The sequence below is a fragment of the Raineyella sp. LH-20 genome, assembly GCF_033110965.1.
Lineage (GTDB): Bacteria > Actinomycetota > Actinomycetes > Propionibacteriales > Propionibacteriaceae > Raineyella.
Genome location: NZ_CP137003.1, coordinates 257,734 through 278,491 on the forward strand (window position 1 = coordinate 257,734; position 20,758 = coordinate 278,491).

General features: G+C 74.0%; 16 protein-coding genes. 3 read left to right on the plus strand and 13 right to left on the minus strand.

Features of this window, described 5'->3' with window-relative positions; all coding sequences use genetic code 11:
• Positions 1 to 41: 41 nt before the first annotated feature.
• Genes R0146_RS01035 through R0146_RS01050 form a run of 4 tightly spaced genes read right to left on the minus strand, consistent with a single transcriptional unit; the run spans position 42 to position 6,598 of the window.
• The gene (locus tag R0146_RS01035; protein WP_317691016.1) at positions 42 to 1,319 is read right to left on the minus strand and encodes an ABC transporter ATP-binding protein; all 1,278 of its coding nucleotides are present in this window, start codon (positions 1,317 to 1,319) and stop codon (positions 42 to 44) included.
• Complete coding sequence (locus R0146_RS01040; protein WP_317691017.1) at positions 1,316 to 2,845, minus strand: ABC transporter permease; 1,530 nt, start codon at positions 2,843 to 2,845, stop codon at positions 1,316 to 1,318. The genes R0146_RS01035 and R0146_RS01040 overlap by 4 nt, the downstream gene beginning before the upstream one ends.
• The gene (locus tag R0146_RS01045; protein ID WP_317691018.1) at positions 2,829 to 3,857 is read right to left on the minus strand and encodes an extracellular solute-binding protein; all 1,029 of its coding nucleotides are present in this window, start codon (positions 3,855 to 3,857) and stop codon (positions 2,829 to 2,831) included. Before R0146_RS01045 ends, R0146_RS01040 begins: the two co-directional genes overlap by 17 nt.
• Before the next feature lie 11 nt (positions 3,858 to 3,868).
• Positions 3,869 to 6,598, minus strand: a complete 2,730-nt coding sequence (locus R0146_RS01050) for an AMP-binding protein (protein WP_317691019.1) — start codon at positions 6,596 to 6,598, stop codon at positions 3,869 to 3,871.
• Between the two features lie 68 nt (positions 6,599 to 6,666).
• On the opposite strand from R0146_RS01050, the gene R0146_RS01055 reads away from it, so the two are divergent.
• On the plus strand, positions 6,667 to 7,413 hold the full coding sequence (locus R0146_RS01055) for a 4'-phosphopantetheinyl transferase family protein (protein ID WP_317691020.1): 747 nt from the start codon (positions 6,667 to 6,669) through the stop codon (positions 7,411 to 7,413).
• On the opposite strand, the gene R0146_RS01060 is transcribed toward R0146_RS01055, so the two are convergent.
• The 4 genes from R0146_RS01060 to R0146_RS01075 all read right to left on the minus strand — a co-directional run bounded on the left by R0146_RS01060 (position 7,338) and on the right by R0146_RS01075 (position 10,924).
• Positions 7,338 to 8,267 (minus strand): polysaccharide deacetylase family protein, encoded by a 930-nt coding sequence (locus R0146_RS01060; protein ID WP_317691021.1) that lies wholly within the window; start codon positions 8,265 to 8,267, stop codon positions 7,338 to 7,340. The genes R0146_RS01055 and R0146_RS01060 overlap by 76 nt on opposite strands.
• Positions 8,268 to 8,348: 81 nt before the next feature.
• The gene (locus R0146_RS01065; protein ID WP_317691022.1) at positions 8,349 to 8,756 is read right to left on the minus strand and encodes a VOC family protein; all 408 of its coding nucleotides are present in this window, start codon (positions 8,754 to 8,756) and stop codon (positions 8,349 to 8,351) included.
• A gap of 517 nt (positions 8,757 to 9,273) precedes the next feature.
• Entirely contained in the window at positions 9,274 to 9,537 is a 264-nt protein-coding gene (locus R0146_RS01070) for a hypothetical protein (protein ID WP_317691023.1), read from the minus strand.
• Between the two features lie 79 nt (positions 9,538 to 9,616).
• Entirely contained in the window at positions 9,617 to 10,924 is a 1,308-nt protein-coding gene (locus R0146_RS01075) for a class I SAM-dependent methyltransferase (RefSeq protein ID WP_317691024.1), read from the minus strand.
• Between the two features lie 98 nt (positions 10,925 to 11,022).
• Between R0146_RS01075 and R0146_RS01080 the strand changes: the two genes are divergently transcribed.
• Positions 11,023 to 13,929, plus strand: coding sequence for a cation-translocating P-type ATPase (locus tag R0146_RS01080; protein ID WP_317691025.1), 2,907 nt, complete (start codon positions 11,023 to 11,025; stop codon positions 13,927 to 13,929).
• 8 nt (positions 13,930 to 13,937) lie between these two features.
• On the opposite strand, the gene R0146_RS01085 is transcribed toward R0146_RS01080, so the two are convergent.
• The gene (locus tag R0146_RS01085) at positions 13,938 to 14,417 is read right to left on the minus strand and encodes an ACT domain-containing protein (RefSeq protein ID WP_317691026.1); all 480 of its coding nucleotides are present in this window, start codon (positions 14,415 to 14,417) and stop codon (positions 13,938 to 13,940) included.
• Entirely contained in the window at positions 14,414 to 15,511 is a 1,098-nt protein-coding gene (locus tag R0146_RS01090) for a lactate/malate family dehydrogenase (protein WP_317691027.1), read from the minus strand. Before R0146_RS01090 ends, R0146_RS01085 begins: the two co-directional genes overlap by 4 nt.
• Before the next feature lie 302 nt (positions 15,512 to 15,813).
• Here R0146_RS01090 and R0146_RS01095 point away from each other — a divergent pair, with 302 nt between their 5' ends.
• Positions 15,814 to 16,560: an AfsR/SARP family transcriptional regulator gene (locus R0146_RS01095; protein WP_317691028.1), complete on the plus strand. Its 747-nt coding sequence runs from the start codon at positions 15,814 to 15,816 to the stop codon at positions 16,558 to 16,560.
• A 53-nt stretch (positions 16,561 to 16,613) separates the two neighbouring features.
• On the opposite strand, the gene R0146_RS01100 is transcribed toward R0146_RS01095, so the two are convergent.
• From R0146_RS01100 to R0146_RS01110, 3 genes are all read right to left on the minus strand, one after another.
• Positions 16,614 to 16,958 carry a hypothetical protein gene (locus R0146_RS01100; RefSeq protein ID WP_317691029.1) on the minus strand — a complete coding sequence of 115 codons (345 nt, stop codon included), beginning with the start codon at positions 16,956 to 16,958 and terminating at the stop codon, positions 16,614 to 16,616.
• A gap of 4 nt (positions 16,959 to 16,962) precedes the next feature.
• A complete protein-coding gene (locus R0146_RS01105) occupies positions 16,963 to 18,162 on the minus strand; it encodes a hypothetical protein (protein ID WP_317691030.1) in 1,200 nt (399 codons plus the stop codon).
• Positions 18,163 to 18,277: 115 nt separating this feature from the next.
• Positions 18,278 to 20,746: a hypothetical protein gene (locus R0146_RS01110; RefSeq protein WP_317691031.1), complete on the minus strand. Its 2,469-nt coding sequence runs from the start codon at positions 20,744 to 20,746 to the stop codon at positions 18,278 to 18,280.
• Positions 20,747 to 20,758: the final 12 nt, after the last annotated feature.

The following is a 20,758-nucleotide window of genomic DNA, read 5'->3' on the forward strand; positions in this document are numbered from 1 at the left end:
GCACGGGCCGCAGCCCGCTGACCGGCGCCGAGGTCGTCGGATCAGCCCGGGAAGACCCGTACCGACCCGACGACCCGGACGCCGACCCGGTCCCCGGGCGACGGCGGCTGCAGTCCGATCACCCGGGCCCGCAGACCGGGTTCGACGACCGCCACAGCGGTTCCGGCCTCATCCGGCGCCGGCGTGGTCGACACCATCCCGACCGCCGCAGCCTCGGCTGCCCCGGTGGGGATCGGTACTGCCTCGGTGGAGCCGGCGTGGATCGGCCCGGCGGGGATCGACCCGGGGATCGGCCCGGCGGAGATCGACCCGGCGGGGATCGGCCCGGTTGGGATCTGCACCGTCTCGGTGGAGCCGCTCCCGATCAGCAGGGGCTCGGTCACCGGGTCGTCCAGTGGGTCCAGGCCGACCACCGCGTCGTGGCCGAAGTACTCGACGCTACGGACGGTGGCGTCCAGGTGTCCGGTCCCGCACGGGGTGAGGCTGATCTGTTCGGGTCGGATCATCACCCGCACCGCCCCGGCGAGCGCGTCACCGCCCACCGGGAGGACACCGAGCCGGCAGCTGACCCGGCCGTCGTCGGCGACACCGGAGAGCAGCACCGCGTCGCCGAGGAAGGACGCCACCTCGACATCGACGGGTTCCCGGTAGAGCACCTCGGGGCGGGCGACCTGGCGGAACCGTCCGGCCCCCATGATCGCCACCTCGTCGGCGAACGACAGCGCCTCGTCCTGGTCGTGGGTGACCAGCAGCGCGGTCGCCCCGGCGGCCCGCAGCGCCCGTGCGGTGGCCTCCCGGGTGGCGGCGCGCAGGCCGGTGTCGAGGGAGGAGAACGGTTCGTCGAGCAGCACCAGGCCCGGCCGGGGGGCGAGCGCGCGGGCCAGCGCCACCCGCTGCTGCTGGCCGCCGGAGAGCTGGTCGGGACGCCGCTCGGCAAGGTCGGCGGGCAGCCCGACGAGGTCGAGCAGCTCCAGCACGCGGTTCCGGTGGCGCCGCCGTGGCCAGGGCAGTCCGAAGGCGATGTTGCCGGCGACGGTCAGGTGCGGGAACAGCCCGCCTTCCTGGCGTACGTAGCCGATACCCCGCCGCTCCGGCGGCACCCACACACCGGGCCCGGCGACCGTACGGCCCCCGATGACCACCTGCCCGGCATCCGGGCGCAGGAACCCGGCGATGATCCGCAGCAGCGTGGTCTTGCCACTGCCGGAGCCACCGAGCACGGCCGTCGTCGTGCCCTCCGCCACGGTCAGGTCGACGCCCCGGAGCACTGCTCCGCGCCCGTACCCGGCCGTCACACCGGACAACCTCACCTCACTCATCGTTCCTCCAGGATCTGTCGCCGCAGCAGCAGGGTCAGTGGGACGGACAGCACGATCATCATCGCCGCGTACGGCGCCGCGGCGGCGTAGTTGAGCTCGCCGGCCTGCCGCCAGAAGGCCAGGGCGAGGGTGTCGGTGCCGGTGGGAGCCAGCAGCAGCGTCGCGGTGAGCTCGGTGCCGACCGCCAGGGCCACCAGCACCGTCCCGGTGAGCACGGAGGGCGCCACCAGCGGCAGCACCACCCGCACCAGGGTCGCCGGGCCGCGCAATCCCAGCGAGCGGGCCGCCTCGGACAGCTCCGGCGGCGCGGCGGCCAGGCCGGCGCGCAGCGAGACCATCGCCCGGGGCAGGAAGAGGATCGCGTAGGCGATCACCACCAGGCCGACCGTCTGGTAGACCGGGCGCGCCCAGCCGACCGCGAGGGTGACGAGGGCGAGCCCGACCACCACGCCGGGCAGCGCGCTGGACAGGTAGGTGAGCCGTTCCAGGGTCAGCGACATCCCGGAGCGGTGCCGGGCGAGCAGCCAGGCGCCGGGCAGCGCCGCGGCGGTCGCCGCCAGCGCGCCGAGCACGGCGAGCACCAGGGTGGCGAGGGTGACCCGCAGCAGGCCGCCGACCGGCTGGCCGGCGAGTCCGGTCAGGTCGGCGCGGGCCAGCCACCGGGCGACGGTCCCCACCGGCACGGCGAGGGACAGGGTCACCAGCACGGCCAGGAAGAGCAGCGCCGGCACCGTCCACGCCCCCAGGGCGGCGGGGACGGCACGCTGCTGGGCGCCGGCGCCGACCCGGGCGACCCGGCGTCGGCCGCGGGCGAGCAGTTCGAGTGCCAGGGCGAGCAGGCAGAGGACCAGCAACACCGAGGCCAGCAGGCTACCGGCGGTGTCGCTGAAGCCGACGGCGTACTGCTGCATGATCGCGGTGGTGAAGGTCTGGAAGCGCATCATCTCCAGCACGCCGTACTCGGCGAGCAGGTGCAGCGTCACCAGCAGTGCCCCACCGCTGAGGGCGGGGCGCAGTCGCGGCAGCACCGTACGGACGACGGCCGCCGCCGGCGACAGGCCCAGTGAGCGGGCGACCTCCTCGTCCCCCGGGTCGAGCGCGCGCAGCAGGGCCGCGACGGGCAGGAAGACGAACGGATAGTACGCCAGCGTGGTGACCAGCGCGGCCCCGCCGAAGCCGGTCATCCACGGGGCCACCGAGACCCAGGCGTACGCGCTGACGAACGCCGGCACGGCCAGCGGCGCCAGCAGCAGCGCCCGCCACAGGCCCGCCAGTGGCAGGGCCGTCCGCTCCACCAGCCAGGCGGCGAGGGTGCCGAGGACGATGGCGGCGGGCACCGTGACCACGACGAGCATCCCGGTGTGGGTGAGCAGTCGTCCGACCCGGGGCCGCAGCAGATAGTCGAGGGCACCGGAGGCCCCGGTGGACAGGGCGCTGGGGATGACGACGAGCAGCGGCAGGACGGCGACGGCGGCGACCAGGGCGGCGACCACCGCCACCCCGCGCGCGCTAGAGGATGCCCGCATCCGTCATCACCGAGACCACCGTGTCGGAGTTGAGCGTGAAGGGGTCGACCTTCGGGGCGTCGAGCGAGTCGAGCGGCGGCAGGGCGGGATCGGACGGAGCGCCCTTGCCGACGACGTACTCCTTGGAGCCGCTGTCGACCAGCACCTTCTGGCCCGCGGGGCTGGTGACGTACGCCAGGAACTGCTGGGCCTGGGTGGGCAGGTCGGAGGAGGCCAGCACGCCACCGGCCGACAGGCTGACGAACGCACCCGGGTCCCCGCCGCCGAAGTAGTGCAGCGCGGTGTTCGCACTGCCCTGCTTGTCACCGGCCTGGTCGCGATACCAGTAGTAGTGGTACATGATGCCGACCGGGACCTCGCCGGCGTTGACCGCCTTCATGGTGGCGATGTTGTTCTGGTAGACCTTCGCGTTGCGCGACAGGGCGTCGAGCCAGGCCCGGGTCTCGGTCTCGCCGCGGTCGGCGAGCATGCCGGCGACGATCGCCTGGAAGTCCGCACCACCCGGCGCGGCGCCCCACTTGCCGGCCCACTCCGGTTTGGCGAGGTCCATCATCGACGTCGGGAGCTGGTCTTCGCGGATCAGGTCCTTGTTGTAGACGAGAACGGTCGAGCGGGCGGCGATCGCCGTCCATTTCCCGGTGGAGGGCGCCATGCCGTCGCGGACCTGCCCGAGGGTCGCCGGGTCCACCGGGGCGAGCAGGCCGGCGCGTTCGACCACGGTCATCGCCGGGGAGTTCTCGGTGAGGAAGACGTCGGCCGGCGAGGTCTTGCCCTCCTCGACGATCATGTGGCCCATCGAGGAGTCCTCGCCGTCGCGGATCTGGGCCTTGATCCCGGTCGCGGCGGTGAACGCGTCGGCCCACGCCTGGGTGACGTTGTGGTGCTGGGCGGAGTAGATCTGCAGGACTCCGGCCTGGGGCGTGAAGCCGGAATCGGCCTTGCCGCCGCAGGCGGTCAGGAGCAGCGGGATCGCGAGGACCAGGGCTAGCAGGGCATGGCGCTTTGTCGGCACGGTGTTCCGTTTCATCGGGTGGGTGGGGGGACGAGATCCTGCAGCCGCCGTACGTGGCGGTCGGCGAGCCGCCAGACCAGGCAGCCGACGGCGATCGAGGCGACGGTCCCGCCGAGGGCCGTGGGGACGACGGCGAGGACCTGGAACTGGACGAGGTAGACGTAGAGGGAAGCGGCGGCGAGCAGACTGACCACCGGCACCGCCCAGCCGGGCACCCGCACCGACGGCACCAGCGTCAGCAGGGTCAGGCCGGCGACGATGGTGAGGTTGCGGGACGGGTCACCGGGGAAGAACGTCACTCCGCCGATGACGGCGAGGGCGACGGTGAGCAGCCGGCGGGGCCGGGTGTCCGCGTACGCAGCGGCGGCGCCGAGGGCGAAGAACCAGAACGTCGTCGGCACGATCCCGCGCAGCAGGCCGTCGCCCAGCCCCAGGATGACGAAGCGCGGCACGAGGGCGACCGCGGTGACGACCGCGGCGAGGCGCCACGGGTCACGACGCCAGGCGCGGGCGATCGCCGGCGACGAGAGCAGCGCGGTGAACAGCACGGTGCTCGCGACGAGGGTGTCGACGAACCACAGCTCGTTGCGGGTGGGAGCGGCATCCGGGCGACCCAACAGCCAGTTCGCGAGGAACAGGTTGGACCAGCCGTAGCGGTCGGTGGTGACGATGCCGACCAGGGCGATCAGCACGGTGGGCACCGCGACGCCGATCAGCACCCGCGCGCTCGCCCGCCAGCGGCCGACGGAGGACGACAGCGACAGGCCGAACCGGGCGGCATTGAAGCCGGCCACGGCCAGCAGGGTGTGGGCGCCGCCGGGCAGTCGGAAGAGTTCGGCGTGCGAGCCGCAGATCAGGACCACGGCGATCGTACGGAGGACGATCGACATCTCGACGGTGTGCCACCTCCACCACCCGGCGAGACGGGCAGGTCCGCCGCTGGCGCGGACCGCGGCGGCCGGCGCCGGGCCGATGGGACGGGTGGGAGGGGCGGGACGGACGCCCGGCGGCGTGGTGGTGGCACGACCGGCGGATCGGCCGAGGGCCACCAGCTCGCGCAACGGTCGGTGGTGCCATCCGCGCGGCAGCGGGCCGACCAGCCCCTCGAGCCGGATCGAGGTCTGGACGTGGCTGAGCGAGTCCCCGCCGAGCTGGACGAAGGTCCGATCCAGGTCCACGGCGTCGGCGCCGAGGACCTGGCCGACCGCGCGGGCCACCTCGGCGGTCAGCGGGGAGTCGGTCACCCCGAGGGACGGGCCGGCGGCAAGCCGGCGCACCGCCGCAGCACAGCCGGGACGGTCCACCTTGCCGTTGGCGGACCGGGCGAGGTCCGCCACGGCGACGGTGACGGCGGCGGGCCCCAGCCCCGAGGCCTCACCGACCAGTCGGCGGGCGGTGGCGACCGTCTCTGCGATGGCCGTCTCAGCGGCGGGCCGGGCGGGGTCGGTCCGCGTCGCCTCCGGCGCGACCAGCACGGTGAGGCCTCGCCCGTCGCCGCCGACGCAGGCGGTGAACCCTGCCGATTCGAGGGCACCCTCGATCCGGGCGACGTCGATGCGTACGCCCATCACCTTGACGAAGCCGGAGCGTCGGCCGACCAGCCGGAGCAGTCCGTCGCCGTCCATCCGGCCGATGTCGCCGGTGCGCAGCTCGGTGAGCATCGCGCCCAGGGCGAGGTCGTCGGGGTGTTCGGCGTAGCCCATCATCACGCCCGGGCCGCGGACGACGACCTCCCTGGCGCCCCCGGACGCTTCGGGAACGGTGGTGTCGAGGTGCAGGGTGGTGTCGGCGATCGGCCGCCCGACCGCGTCCGGGTGCTCGGCGACCAGGGCCGGATCGAGCACGCAGATCCGGGCGGTGGCCTCGGTCTGGCCGTACATCACCGCCAGTCCCCAGCCACCGGCACGACCGAGGGCCGCGGTGTGGAGCACCCGCTCGGGGCTCATCCGCCCGCCGGCCTGCGCGATCAGCCGCAGGGAGGGGTGCGGGCGTTCCAGGACGCCGGTCGACTCCATCAGTTCGACCATGTGCGGGACGACCGCCAGGTGGGTAACGCCGAGGTCGTCGACCGTACGCCACGTCGTCTCGTCGAGCACCGAACCGTCGTGCAGCACCACCGAGCCGCCGGCGGCCAGGTGCGAGTGGAGCACCGAGAGGCCGAACGTGTAGTGCAACGGCAGGCTGGTGATGGCCCGGTCGGTCTCGGTGAGGTGCAGTGCCGCGGCGATCGCGGCGGCGTTGCTGCGCAGGTTGTCGTGGGAGAGCCGGACCAGCTTCGGTGACCCGGTGCTGCCGGAGGTGCTCAGCAGCAGCGCCAGATCGGGGTGCAGCAGGTGGTGTGGCCGTACCCCCCGCGGATCGGCCCCGAACGGCAGCGTCGGATCGACCTCGAACGGGCGGGCCGGATCACCGGTCGCGGTGAGGTCGGGGCGATAGCGCCGGGCGATCGTCGTCGCGTTGGCGTCCTCGGCGGTGACCAGCGCGACATGACCCGCCTCGAGGGTGGCCAGGTAGGCGGTGACGCCGGCCAGGTCCGGGCGCAGCGGCAGGTGGACCAGGCATCGCCCGTCGGCCGCATCGGGCAGCTCGCCGACCAGCGCGTCGACGGCGTCACGCAGTTGATCGTACGAGAGCGCGTCACCGGCGGCGGTGAGCAACGCGGGACGCCCCGACGGCATCGCCGCCAGCAGGGAGGGCAGCAGCACACCGGGGCGCGGGGCCAGGGCGGTCACAGGGGACATGGCAGGTAAGGTTAGCCTAAGCTTGTTGGGCCGGCAACGAGGCGGTCCATGAATGAACAGGAGGTCCCGTGGGTATCGAGGTGTGGTGGTCATCGCTCACCGCGGCCGACCGTTCGTTGCGTGATCTCCTCGACCCGGTCGAGCGGGCCCGGGTGGACTCGCTGGAACACCCGGCCGACCGTGGTCGGTCCCTGGTCGGCGCCGCCCTGCTCCGGGTGGCGGTCGCCGCACACCTCGGCGCGGCGCCGGACGACGTGCTGGTGGATCGGACCTGCACCGGCTGCGGAGGGCCCCACGGCGCGCCACGGGTGATCCTGCCCGCCGCCGGGGCCAGCGGCACAAGGAGCCGCACCCTCGGCCTCTGCACCGCCGCTCCCGGGGTGTCGGTGTCCCACTCCGGCCTGCTGGTCGTCGTCGCCCTGCGCCCGGCCGGGCCCGTCGGGGTGGACGTGCAGCGGGTGGCAGACCTCGAGGATGCTCCCGGAAGTGCAGCCCACCGACATGCAGCGGGCTCCACCCGCGAGGCCGAGGCGTGGGTGCGTCGGGAGGCGTTGTTCAAGGCGGGCGTCCGGGCGTCCGTCCGTCCCGCGCGACGAGCACCCTCGGTGGCGTGGGCGGCGTCGGCGGCGTACGCCGCCCGGAGCCTGTCCACCCCGTTGCCGGGCTACGCGGCGGCGCTCGCGGTGCCGGGTGGGCCAGCGGCCGCGCCGACGGTCCGCCACTGGCCCGCGGCAGAGGGTCAGCGCAGGCCGAGGTCGTCCAGCCGCGCGAAGGTGATGCCGGCCTTCTTCAGCTTCGGCAGGGCGATCGCGTAGCCCTCGGCCGTCATCCCCTTCGGCTGGTTCATATGGCTGATGACGATCGAACCGTGGCGGGCGGCGCCGACCGCCGAGGCGACCTGGCCGGTGGTGAAGGTGGCGCCGGCGTCCCCGTTGATGTCGAAGTTGACCGGGATCTCGCCCAGGTCGCGGACGATCTGCACGGCGATGTCGTCGTAGTAGGCGGTGCCGGGCCGGAAGTAGCGCGGTTCCTTGCCGGTGAGGCGGGTCAGCAGATCGTGATTGCCGGCCACCTCGTCGACGACCTCGCGGACGCTGCCGGTGCCCGTGATGCCGTACGCGGAACGCCCGCTGACCGACAGCGGCAGGTGGCGGGTGCCGTGGTTGGCCAGTTCGAAGAGATCGTCGGCCGCGAGGTCGTCGGCGAGCGTACGGTTCGCCTCGATCCAGCGGGAGTTGAGGAAGAGCGTCGCCGGGATCTGTTCGGCGCGCAGCAACGCCAGCAGCGCGGTGTCGACGCCGGCACCGCCCGGGCCACCGCAGGCGTCGAAGGTCAGCGCGACCTGCTGCTGCCCGCTGCGCAGCACGACGCCCTCGGTCTGCAGCCCCCAGGCCTTGGGCGTACGCCCCTGGTGACGCTGCGCCACCGCCGCGAGCTGCTGCTCGGTCAGGGCCGCGGCCGACGGGGTGGCGGTCGACGGGCTGGCGGTCGAGGTCGTGCCGGCGGCCGGGCCACCGGAGGGGGCGGCACCCGCGGCCGCCTCCCGTGCCAGCGGAGGACGGGTGCAGCCGGTCAGCACAGCGCCCGTCCCGAGGGCCAGGGTGCCGAGGAGCCCTCCGAGCAGGCGGCGTCGGGTCACCTCGCGGGAGCGGTCGGGGTCGGTGGTCACGTCCCCATCATGGTGGACGGAAGCTCAGCGCACCCTGGGTCGGCGTCCAGCCCGGCCGACCGCCCGCACATCCGGGCTCCCTCAGGCGGGCGGCATGCCGTTCGGGTCCATCCAGACGGCGCTGAAGAGGTTGCCGTCCGGATCGTCGAAGCTGCGCGAGTACATGAACCCGGCGTCCTGCGCGGGGCGCGGCTCCCGGCCACCGGCGGCGACCGCCCGGTCGGCGAGGGCATCGACGGCCTCCCGCGAGTCCTCGCCGAACGCGGTCTCCACCTGCAGCACCGTCTGCGGGTCGGCGATCGCCTTGTCGGTGAAGGTCGCGAAGAACGCCGGCGTGAGCATCATCAGGAACATGCTGTCATTGATCACGACGCAGGCGGCGTTCTCGTCGGTGAACTGCGGCTCGATCCGCCAGCCGAGGGCGGTGAAGAACGTCTTGGAGCGCTCGAGGTCGGTCGTCGGGAGATTGACGAAGATCTGATTGGGCACGATGTCTCCATCCGTTGGTGGGGCACCTCGGATGAGGCGCACCTCACACCGTCCATCCTCAGTACCGCGCCGGGAAAGGTCAACCGCCCGACGAGCCTCACCTGTCAGCCGCGCCGGCTTCCCGTTCCTCACCTCGTCGCGGCCCCGACGGGTGCGGGTGGCTCGGAGCAGCTCGCTCGCGGCACCGGCTCAGACACATCCGCGGCACCGGCTCAGCCACATTCGCGGCACCGGCTCAGACACATCCGAAGAGCTCTACACCTCGCCCACGCAGATGTGTCCGTCATTCAGCACAAACGCACGGGCGAGGTGAAGAGCTGAGCGTTTGTGTGTGAGGGAGGCCGCGCAGGGGGTGAGGCCGCGCAGGGAGGTGAGGCTGCGCAGGGAGGTGAGGCCGCGCAGGGAGGTGAGGCCGCGCAGGGAGGTTCCGCAGCCAACTCGACGTGACCAAGTGGGTCATCTCTGCCGGGCTGTCGGCGACCCGGACGGGCTCAGTGCTCTCGCTCACGCCGGGAGGCTAGTCGTCGATCTGGTCCGCCACCGGCGCATTCTCTCCTTCCCCGGCCGCTGCATCCAGGCCCGGGGACGGGAACCAGGTGTCCTGGACGGCGTACCGGCGGTCCGCCAGACGGCTCGACGCCTCCGCCTGCCGCAGCCGGAGCGCCTCGGCATGGACGAGCGCTGCCACGTACGCCTCGAGGGCGCGGCCGTCCGCCCCGGCGACCAGGGCAAGGATGACGGCGTCGGATTCGTCGATCTCCACGCTGAGGTCCACAGTCATGCCCGCATCGTAGGGGACGGGTGGCCTGCCCGATCGGGCCGCTCCCCTCCCGATCGAGCCGCTCCCCTGCCCGGCTCGATCAGCCGCGTGGGAGCGGCGTACGTGTCCGCTCCACGACCAGTGCCTTGGCGCCGTCCGTGGTCGGGGTCAGCACCAGCGTGGCGGCCTGCGGACCGGCCGGGCGCAGCCGCCGCCGCAGGGCCGCCGGATCGGTGTCGACGCCACGCTTCTTGATCTCCAGTCGGCCGACCTGGTGCTCCCGGACCCAGGCCCGCAGCACCTTCTCCTTGGCCGGCAGCACGTCGAGGATCCGGAACGCGGTCGCGTACGCCTCCGGGTCGGTCCTCTCCGGCGTTGCCTCAGCGACCGCGATCACCGGATCACCGATCAGATAGGCGATCTCCTCGGCCACCCGGCCGGCACCGAGCAGGGCCGCCAGCGTGTCGACCGCGCCGGCCCGGATGACCGCCGGATCCGGTTCCCACAGCATCGCCCCGACCGCCGGTGTCCGGAGCGCAGCCGCTGCATCGGTGGCGACGAGGCGGTGCGCCGTGTCGTCCTCGCCGAGCAGGGTGGCGGTCCGGGTGCCGCGAGCGGGGAGGCCACCGCCGGCACCGGCCCACAGCGCGACCTCGACCAGGTCACCGCGATGACTGACCCACTCGGCGCCCGCCGTCTCGGGGATCATCCGGTACGGCAGGCCGGGGCCGAGCTTGAGACAGCCCACTCCCCCGTCCGTAGCCGCCCGGTCGAGCAGGCCGACGGCCCAGTCCCACGGCGGGGTGAAGTCGGCCGGGTTCCAGGTGCGCCCCGCCCCGGTCCGCCGGGCGGGGTCGGCGTACACCGACACCCCGGGCGACCACAACGCGTCGAGCAGAGCGGTGGCGCCGCCGGTCAGCACCCGGGCCCGGCCGGCCGCGACGGCCGGAGCGAGGTTCGCCGCGGCCACCGCGGCGGTGAGCGGGTCGACCTCGACCGCGACGACGTCCAGGCCGGCCTCGAGGAAGGCCCAGCTGTCGGTCCCGATGCCGCAGCCGAGGTCGAGGACCGTACGGGCCCCCGCCGCGGCGTACGTGGCGGCGCGATGGGCGGCCACGGCGGGTCGGGTCGCCTGTTCCAGACCGGCGCGGGTGTAGAACCAGCGGTCCGCGTCGGCGCCGAACTTCACCCGGGCCGCCCGCCGCAAGGACGCCTGGGTGAGGGCCCCGGCAGCGTGCTCCCCGTAGCGGGCCCGCATCCGCGCCACCGCGCCGGGGGCCTCGGTGTCCGGCAGCGCCGAAGCCTCGGCCAGCGCCTGTACCCCCTCCGCGGTCGCCAGCCAGGCGATGTCAGCCACCGGTCCCCTGCTCCCGTCGATCGCGTTCCCCTCCGTCGCGTTCCCGTCCATCGCCCCATTGTGCTTTTCCGGCGCCCGATGCGTCACACCGCCGGTTCCCGGCACCGTTCCCGCCGCCCGGGCACGCCCCGCCTCGTTAGGCTGAAGACGTGGCCACGGACGCCCGTTCCGCTTCCGCCCATCCCGCACGTCAGGCCGCGCCGCGACTGGGCGATCCCACCCTGCGACCCGCCGCCGCCCTCGCCGCCGACCTGCGGGTCGACCCCGAGCAGGGGCTGTCCTCCGCCGAAGCGGCCGCACGACTGGTGACGTACGGACCCAACGTGCTGCGCGGCACCCCGCCGGAGCCCGGCTGGCACCGGCTGGTGCGCCAGTTCCAGGACCCGCTGGTCTACCTGCTGCTGGTGGCAGTGGCGATCTCGGTGCTCGCCTGGCTGGTCGAGGGCGCCACCGGGGTGCCCGTCGACGCCCTGGTCATCGTCACCATCCTGCTGGTCAACGCGATGATCGGTCTGGTCCAGGAACACAAGGCACTGGATGCCGTCGCCGCGCTGCGCACCCTCACCGCGGCCCGCTCGACGGTGCTGCGGGACGGACGGCGGCTGACCGTCCCGGCCGCCGATCTGGTCCCGGGCGACGTGCTGCTGCTGGCCGAGGGCGACACCGTCGGCGCCGACGCCCGGCTGGTCAGCTGCGCGGCACTGCGGATCCAGGAGTCGGCCCTCACCGGCGAGTCGTCCGCGGTGGAGAAGCACGCGACCGCGCTGGCCGCACCCGCGCCACTCGGTGACCGGCTGAACATGGCCCACCGGGGCACCTCCGTCGCCCGCGGTGTCGGGCGGGCGGTCGTCACCGCCACCGGGATGGACACCGCGATGGGCGCCATCGCCGGTCTGCTCGACCGCACCGAGGACGAGGAGACCCCGCTGGACCAGGAGATCGCGCACGTCTCCCGGGCGCTCGGCCGGATCGTCATCGGCATCGCGGTCGTGGTGATGGTGACGATCGTCCTGGTCAACGAGGTGCGCACCGCCGCGGCCCTGGTGGACGTGCTGCTGCTCGGGGTGTCCCTGGCGGTCGCGGCGGTCCCGGAAGGGTTGCCGGCGATCCTGTCGGTGGTGCTGGCGATCGGGGTGCAGCAGCTCGCCCGGCACCGGGCGGTCGTCAAGCAGCTGTCGTCGGTGGAGACGTTGGGGTCGGCGTCAGTGATCTGCTCGGACAAGACCGGCACGCTGACCCGCAACGAGATGACGATCCAGCGGGTGGTGACGGCCTCGGGCACCGTCGAGCTGTCCGGCATCGGCTACCGCCCCGAGGGCGAGGCCAGCCACGACGGCCGCCCCCTGTCGGCATCGTCCGCGGGCGGGGCGCTGCTGACCGAGGTCCGTACGCTGCTGCGGCAGGGCTCGCTGGCGAACGACGCCCAACTGGTCGAGCAGGACGGGGTGTGGTCGATCCAGGGCGATCCCACCGAGGCGGCGTTCCTCGTCGCGGCGCGCAAGCTGGAGGGGCCGGGGCACGATCTCAGCGCGTACGAGCGGCTGGCCGAGGTCCCGTTCACCTCCGAGCGGAAGATGATGTCCACCCTGCACAGCCACCGCGGGCGGACCCGGCTGCTGAGCAAGGGCGCCCCGGACGTCCTCCTTGACCGCTGCGACAGGCACCTGGTCGGCGACCGGGTCCATCCGCTGGACGAGGCGACCCGCCGGGGCATCCTCGACCAGGTCGAAGAGCTGTCCTCGCAGGCCTACCGGACGCTCGGCGTCGCCTACCGTGACGCGCCGGAAGAGCCGGCACCGACGGCCGCGGACGCCACCTCGGCGGCGGGCGCACCGGACGGCGCGACCGGCTGGGCCGACGCCGACAACCTCGACGAGTCCGCCGAGGAACACCTCACCTACGTCGGCATGGTCGCGATCATCGACCCGCCGCGGCCCGAGGCCCAGGCGGCGATCCGGCAGGCGCACCGGGCCGGGATCCGTACGATCATGATCACCGGCGACCACCCCGGGACCGCGGGCCGGATCGGTGCCGACCTCGGCCTCATCGCGCCCGGTGAGCGGGCGCTCAGCGGGCTGCAACTGGACGGGCTGACCGACGAGCAGTTCCGGGCGGCGACCCGCGAGGTGTCGGTGTACGCCCGGGTCGCCCCCGAGCACAAACTGCGGATCGTCGACGCGCTCCAGGACGACGGCCGGATCGTGGCGATGACCGGTGACGGGGTCAACGACGCCCCCGCCCTGAAGTCGGCCGACATCGGGATCGCGATGGGCCGGACCGGCACCGAGGTCACCAAGGAGGCGGCCCGGATGATCCTCGCCGACGACAACTTCGCGACCATCGTGGAGGCGGTCGAGCAGGGCCGGGTGATCTTCGCCAACATCAAGAAGTTCCTGCGCTACCTGCTGAGCTCCAACATGGGCGAGGTCTGCACGATCTTCCTCGGCGTGCTGCTGGCCGCCCCCCTCGGGCTGGCCCACGACGTGCCCGGTGCGCTGGCGCTGCCGCTGCTCGCCACCCAGATCCTCTGGATCAACCTGGTGACCGATTCCGCCCCCGCGCTGGCGATGGGCGTGGACCCGCAGATCGACGACGTGATGGCCGACCCTCCACGGGACCCCCGCGAGCGGGTGATCGATCGCCGGATGTGGCTCGGCATCGGCCTGGTCGGGGCGGTGATGGGACTGGTCAGCCTGCTGACGATCGACCTATGGCTGCCCGGCGGACTGCTGCCCGGCAGCCACACGTACGTCGAGGCGCAGACGGCGGCCTTCACCACGCTGGTGTTCGCCCAGCTGTTCAACGCGCTGAGTTCCCGCTCGGAGACCGCGTCGGCCTTCCGCCGGATCTTCGTGAACCGGTGGCTGTGGGCGTCGATCGGGGCGGTGGTGGTGCTGCAGGTGGCGGTGGTGGAGCTGCCGTTCCTGCAGGCGGCGTTCAGCACCGCCCCGCTCACCCTGCAACAGTGGGCGGTGTGTGCGGCGATGGCGTCGCTGGTGCTGTGGACCAACGAGCTGCGCAAGGCGATCCTGCGGGCCGCCGACCGGCGGCGGTGACGCCGGGGTCAGCGCACCTCGGAGACCACCGTGCCGATGGTCAGGGCGCCCGCCTCACGCGCTGCCGAGGCGACCGCCGCCACCTCGGCGAGGGTGCCCTCCACCAGCACCGGCTCGCCCGCCGCCGAGTCACCGGACCAGACCACGTCCAGGCCGGCGGGCGGCCGGAACGCCTTCCCGGGAGGCATCCTGACCACCCCGGCAGCTCGGGCTCCGGGGTCCTCGAACGGGCGCAACACCAGCGACCGGACCACGGTGAGGCGCTCGGCGGCCCGGCGCAACAGCCGGCAGCGCCGCTCGGACGCGTCGAAGGTGAGGGCGATCGTCCCCGGTCGCCCGTCGAGCGCCCCGGTGGCGAGGGAACTGAAGTTGACGCCGCGCTCGGCGAACACCGAGGCGAGGGCCATCAACGCCCCCGGCTGGTCCAGGCATTGGACCAGCGCCACCCAGGACCGCGGCGCGGACGGGTCCACCACCGGTTCATTCATCCCAAGTCCCCTTCCGGAACGTACGAGTCCCCTTCCGGAACGTACGGGGCGATCGTCGCGGCGATCCGCCGGGCGGCGCGAGCCAGCAGGGCGTCCTCGTCCGGCGGCAGGTCACCGAGCAGCACCTCGCTCCACCCCTCCGGCCCCAGCACGACCGGCACCCCGAGCACCCCGTGCACCGGCACCCCGGCCACCCGGGTCTCGCCCGCCAGGGCGACCTGACCGGCCGTCACGATCTCTCGGCCCTCCGCCAGCGCCGAGATCAGGTCCACGGTGGCGTTGGCGGTCCCCACCGCGGTCCGCGCTCCCGACTGGTGGGTCAGCCAGGGCCGGGTGACCGTCCGCAGATCGGGCGGCCAGGCCTCGACCATCGCGAACGCCCGCCCGCTGTCCTGCTGGGCGAGCAACTCGGCCTGCGCTGTGGCGATCTCCGCCGGCAGGTCGGCCAGGTCACGGCCGGCGCGCAGCGCGGCGACCGTTCGGTCCCGCTCGCCCTCGACCAGTCCCCGGATCCGGACCGAGGACCACAGCGGCACCGCATCGTCGCCATGCTGGCCGGCGATGAATCCGCCGATCCGCTGGCGCCGCACGCCGAGGCTGTGGGCGATCTCCCGGCGGAAGCGCAGCGTGTCCAGCCAGGCTCCCATCCCGATCACCCGCTGCCGGCCGAGCCGAGCGGCCATCGTCGCCACCCCCAGTTCCACCGGATTGGTGACCACGATGACCACCTCGTCCCCCGAGCCGTGCTCGGCGAGGGCGTCGGCGTACGCCGCGAACATGGCGTGGTTGGCGCGGGCCAGGGCCGCCCGGTCGACCGGTTGGCCGGGCCGGGTGCCCAACGTCGCCCCGGAGGCCACCACGATGACATCGGCGACCACCTCGTCGGGGTCCAGCGCGACGTCGAACAGCGGCGCGATCTCGTCGTACGCGTCGATCAGGTCGGCCCGGTAGCCGTGTGTCGCCGCCGACGACGACCCGCCCCGCCGCCCGACCAGCTGCAGTCGCGCGGTGGTGGGCAGCGCGCGGCGCTCGATCAGCTGCGTGCACACCTGCCGTCCCACCGCACCGGTGGCACCGATCACCGCGACATCCATGGTCCGAGCGTACGGAGTCGGGGTGACGGATGTGTTGCGCGTGTTCCCGGCGGCCCCACCGGGTGGTCGCTGCAGTTGTGTATCAGCCCAGTGCCCGTCGACCGGGCCCTCGACGGGGCTACAGTGACACCACGCCGGCGCGGTGCGACTCGGATCACCAATGCCCGCCCGGGGTGTCTGCCGTTTCGCACGTCCGCCCTCGGTCGCTCTCGTACCCCCGGCTCCGCTGCATCACGCACCGGCCGGCCCCGGGTACGCCCACCTCTCGTCACATCGGACCTCACATCGCTTTCGGGGGAGAGATGTCGATCGGCCTCATCCAGGGCCTGGCTGCTCGGCGCGGACCGGGACCCGTCGTCCATCTGCTGGGTCAGCCACGGGTGTGTCATGCCGGCCGGGAGGCGCCGGTGAGTGACGGCGCCGCCCGGCTGTTGGCCTACCTCGCGGTGCACTCGGGCACCCACGAACGACGACAGGTCGCGGCCGCTCTGTGGCCGGATGCCGACACCGCCCGGGCCGCCGGCAACCTGCGCACCGCCGTGTGGCGGCTCGGAGGGCTCGGGCCGGGAATGGTCGAGGCGAGCCCGGGCGGCCTGCGCCTGGCACCCGGGGCCCTGGTGGATGTCGACCTGCTGCACGAGTGGGCGGTCCGGGTGGTCTCCGGGGAGGCGACGCCCGATGACCTCGCCTGCCTCCCGTGGGACGTCGAGGGTCTCGACCTGCTGCCACGGTGGCAGGACGACTGGATCCTGGTCGAACGGGAGCGGCTGCGCCAGCGGCTGCTGCATGCCCTGGAGGTGCTCGGCCGGCTGCTGATCGCCCGGGGGCACTGTGCGGAGGCGGTGGACATCGCTCTGGTCGCCACCGCCGCCGACGAGCTGCGGGAGAGCGCCCAGCGGGTGCTGATCGAGGCCTACCTGGCCGAGGAGAACCGGTCGGAGGCGGCCCGCCGGTTCGCCGCCTATCGGGCACTCCTGCACCGCGAGCTCGGCATCGAGCCCTCACCGGAACTGTTCTCCCTGGTCGACGGTCGCGCCCGGGCCCGCTGAGCCCCGAGACCGCGACACCCGCGTCCGCTCAGCCCCGAATCCTCGACGGCTCGTCACTCGGTCCGCAGGGTCGCCGTCGACCCCACCCGCAGCGTGTTGCCGTACGCGTCCTGCTGGGAGTCGCCGTCGACCAGCGGTGCGACGCCGCCGATGGTCAGCACCCGCGGCCCTGGGGACAGCGTCACCGTCGAGGTCCCGGTGACCGGCGACTGACCGTTCGTCCCGTTGAAGGAGAAGGTGCAGCTGGCCCCCACCACGACGGCCGCACCGTCGCTGCTCGCCGACGCGGTCGTCGAGGCGACCGTGCCGGCCGTCCAGGTCCCGCTAGTGGCGCCGCTGTACGGCAGCTGGCCGACCGTCGCGGTGACATCCCCCTCCCGGGCCACGGAGCTGGGCATGACGTCAGTGGTGGGCGAAGGCGCCGAGGATCCTGGTCCGGGTCACCGCGTCGCGGAGGGCGTCGCTGCTGACGTTCACGTCGGCCCCGGACAGCTTCTGCACCAGGCTCGCCGTCGACAGTTGCGCCAGCCCGTTCACCGAGGTGTCCACCCCGACCCCGTTGAGCGCCCCGACGATGCCCGGGCTGAGACCGACCACCTCGGCCGAGGCGGCACCGAGGTCGGCCGGGGCGGCGCCGCCGCCGGCGTCCCCGAGCGCTTGCTTGAGCACCGCGTCCGCGGTCGGCGCGGGGAGCAGACCGACGACGTGGTCGGTCAGCATCGAGACCGTCCCGGCGACCCCGGTGAGCTGCTGGTCGGCGGGCAGCGCAGCGAGCACCGATGCCGCGGTCACCCCCGACGGCAGGACCGCCCCGCCGACCGCCGAGCGCAGGTCGGCCACGGTCGCCCCGGGGCGGTCGACGACCTCGCGGACCGAGGGCGCGGAGACCAGGTCCTCCAGGCCCGCCACGGTCCGGACCACGTCGTCGGGACGGGCGTGCACCGGATCGAAGACGGCCGCCGGGTTGACCGCCTCGGGCGGCAGCACGGCGGTCTCGCCGAGGGTGCTGCCGGCGAACTCGAGCAGCTGGAACGAGTCGCCGCTCCGCGCGATGTAGGCGCTCTTGTCACCCACCTTGACCGTCCCGAGGACGCCGAGGCCCCGCGGGCCGGTCGACGTCCCGGCGCGGTCGACCCGGCTGCGCAGGTCGTGGAGGTCGTTCTGGAGTGAGGTGATCGTGGCCTCGAGCTCCCTGACCACACCGACCAGATCGGAGCGCAGCTCCGTCACCCCGCCGGCGAGCCGGACGAACTGGTCACGGATCGCGTCGAACTCGTTCTCGATCGCGTGGAAGCGCGCGTTGAAGCCGAGCTCCTCCGGCGTGGCGCCGGCCTGCACCCGGTCCTCACCGTCGACCCAGTCGGTGTGGGCGAAGCTGCGGACATATGTCACCTCGTCCGCCGGGTCGGTCGCCTGGACGTCGGTGCTGAAGTCGAACGGCGGCGGGTTGCTGCCGCCGGCGGCACCGACGTACCACCAGCCGAGGATCTCGCCGATCTCCCGTTCGGCCAGACCGGAGGCCTTCAGGGTGCCGGCGACGAGCTGCGTCGAGACCCCCTTGATGAGGATGTCCTTGTCGAGGAAGGAGATCGGTTCGGACACGGTGACTCCTGGGCGTACGGGCGGTGGACGGGTTTCGGCTGCCGGTCGGGCGGGTGGCGGGTGCGGGTCGGGCGGGCGGCGGGTGCGGGTCGGAGGGGCCGGACGGGCCCCGGTGTCAGCCGGGAGGCGGGCCGTACCGTTCGGCGCCCACGCCGCGCCGCCGCCGGTAACGGGTGTAGGTACGGGAGAGTTCTCCGGCCAGGAACTGCGGTGGGCCTCCGTCGGGGGAGACGTGGTTGCGCCGGATCGGGAAGGTGTTCACCTCGATGCCGAGCGGGCACAGCTCCTCGAGGAGGTTCATCAGGTAGCCGTACTGGTGGAGGTCGAGCACCGCGTCGTCCGGGAGTTCGAGCCGCACCTCGTACGGGTCGGCGAGACCGCGACGGGTGTGGGCGACGCACACCACCAGGGCGATCCCCGGACGGGTCGCCAGCAGTTCCACCCGTCCGCCGACGCCCCGGCGCACCTCCAGTGGCGCCGGCGTCCATCGGTGCGGCCGGCGCAGCCGCGGACCACCGAGCCGGAACGACCAGTCGGCGTCGACCGCGCCCGAGTCGAGCGACCTGAAGCGTTCGGCCGGAGCCATCGGCCGGTCCGGGGCCGGTGGCGGGAAGGGCGCGACGTACCAGCGGTAGGTGGCCGGCACCGGCTCACCGGGCAGGTTCGAGCCGCCGGGGAGCAGGCCGACCGAGCCGAGCACCAGCAGGCTGCTCCCGTCGGGATGCGGCAGCACCCGCACCGACACGAAGCCCGCGGCGGTGAGCACCGCGACGTCGGTGCGGATGGTGTCCCGGGCGGCGACGGCGGCCGGGGCGTCGGCGGCCAGCCCGGCCAGGCCGGTCGGCACCACCAGGCCGAGCAGCAGATCGGTGTCGTACGCCTCCCGGACCCGCGCCGCGAACTCGCCGGGGACCGCCGGGACGAGCCCGGCGGCGACCAGCGGCCGCGCCGCGGCGGGCACCGCAGGTGCGACGGTGGCGACGGTCCCCAGCAGCGTCGCCAGGTCGGCCGGCTCGAGGGGCGGCGGGACCTCGGCCACCGCCGGGCCGAACCCGGTCAGCGCCCGGGCCCACGCCTCGTCCACCAGCACGCTGCGGCCGGAGCCGGCGCCGCGCATCCGAGCCACGTACCGCCCGGTCTCGCCCTCCGCCAGCCGGGCCGGTCCCTCGATGACCAGGCCGTGGCCGGGCAACGAGGTCAGCTGCAGTGTCCCGTCGTCCAGCGGGGTGGCGTCCAGGCCCGCGGCGGCGAACAGCCAGCGCGCCTGCGGATCGTCGCTGCGGTCGCGGACCGCGGCCCGGAGCACCGCGCCGACCACGCCCGGGGCGATGCCCGGGAGCACGGCGGCGCCACCCGCCGCGGCCGCCTGCTGCGCGGCTCGGGCGGCCTCGACCGCCCGGTCGACCCGGTCGGCCGTCGGCGGATCGACGGCCACTCCGAGCCCCAGGTCGTACCGTGGATCGGCCTCGGCCGTCATCGCGGACCGTAGCGTCAGGGTGCCCGGACCGGTCAGCGCCTCGAGCAGCAGCACGGCGCGGGCCAGGCAGGTCGCGGTGCCGGCACCGAGGTAGCGACGGTCGTCGAGCGGTTGGTCGCGGGTCAACCGGCCGATGAGGATCTGCCGGGTCTGCTCGAGGCGGCTGCGGGTGGAATCCGGCAGGCCCGCCGGGGTGTCGCCGTCGAGGTCGAGCAGCAGGCCGCCGGACGCCAGCTCGACGAAGCGGTGCCGCCAAGCGCTGGGACCGTCGGCCGGTGGCGGCACCACCTCGACCACCCGGACCGACACCGCCGGCTGGTCGGACCGCTCGACGATCCGGAACCGGGCGGTGATGCCGACGGTGGCCGGCAGCCCGCGGTTCGGGCCACCACCGGCTGTCGGCTCGGGCGGCCCGTTGAGCGCCCGGTCGAACCCGGCGGGGGTGGCCAGCCGCCACGACGTGACGATCAGCAACCGGCTCCGATAGGCCTCGTCGCCCTCGCCCTGAAGACGGGGCACACCGTGGTCGGCGCCGATCGCGTCGAGGGCGCCGGAGCGGGCGAGGGAGACGTGCCGAGAGGCGGCGATCTCCCGCGCTACGGCGGTGACACGTTGCTTCTCGGCGGTGAGCAGGTGCACGAGCCGGGCCAGCCGCCCCTCGAGCGCGAGGACCTCGACCAGGGCGGCCGCCCCGTCCGGCGGCAGGTCCGGGCCGGCCGCCGCGATCGCCGCGGCCGGATCGGCGGACGGCGCGCCGACAGCGGTGCGTACGGTCACGGCGAGCCGGATCGGCCCGCTGGTGTCGGCGGGCGGCTGGGGCAGGAACAGCGGCAACAGCGAGCCGGCCGCCGACCAGGCGGTGAAGACCGCGGCCGGCTGCTCGGCACCGCCGCCGGCGGCGCGGCATCGTACGACGACCGCCCGCCGCGCCAGCGGGGCGGTGAGCCGGACCAGGACCACCGGGGCCCGCAGGGCGGGAACGTCGACCGCACCGTCCACGAGCGGCAGCACCCGCAGGCCGGCGCCGGCCGCGAACGGCGGGGTGAGCAGGTCCAGGGCCGCCGGCAGGCCGCTCCCGGAGACCGTACGGCTGTCGACCGGGCGCATCTCAGTCCTCCC

What these genes read in the sequence shown, in the direction of transcription:
- R0146_RS01035 (WP_317691016.1), bottom strand. Translation starts at nt 1,319, where the DNA reads ATGAGTGAGGTGAGGTTGTCCGGTGTGACGGCCGGGTACGGGCGCGGA.
- R0146_RS01040 (WP_317691017.1), bottom strand. Translation starts at nt 2,845, where the DNA reads ATGCGGGCATCCTCTAGCGCGCGCGGGGTGGCGGTGGTCGCCGCCCTG.
- R0146_RS01050 (WP_317691019.1), bottom strand. Translation starts at nt 6,598, where the DNA reads ATGTCCCCTGTGACCGCCCTGGCCCCGCGCCCCGGTGTGCTGCTGCCC.
- R0146_RS01070 (WP_317691023.1), bottom strand. Translation starts at nt 9,537, where the DNA reads ATGACTGTGGACCTCAGCGTGGAGATCGACGAATCCGACGCCGTCATC.
- R0146_RS01075 (WP_317691024.1), bottom strand. Translation starts at nt 10,924, where the DNA reads ATGGACGGGAACGCGACGGAGGGGAACGCGATCGACGGGAGCAGGGGA.
- R0146_RS01085 (WP_317691026.1), bottom strand. Translation starts at nt 14,417, where the DNA reads ATGAATGAACCGGTGGTGGACCCGTCCGCGCCGCGGTCCTGGGTGGCG.
- R0146_RS01090 (WP_317691027.1), bottom strand. Translation starts at nt 15,511, where the DNA reads ATGGATGTCGCGGTGATCGGTGCCACCGGTGCGGTGGGACGGCAGGTG.
- R0146_RS01095 (WP_317691028.1), top strand. Translation starts at nt 15,814, where the DNA reads ATGTCGATCGGCCTCATCCAGGGCCTGGCTGCTCGGCGCGGACCGGGA.
- R0146_RS01100 (WP_317691029.1), bottom strand. Translation starts at nt 16,958, where the DNA reads ATGCCCAGCTCCGTGGCCCGGGAGGGGGATGTCACCGCGACGGTCGGC.
- R0146_RS01110 (WP_317691031.1), bottom strand. Translation starts at nt 20,746, where the DNA reads ATGCGCCCGGTCGACAGCCGTACGGTCTCCGGGAGCGGCCTGCCGGCG.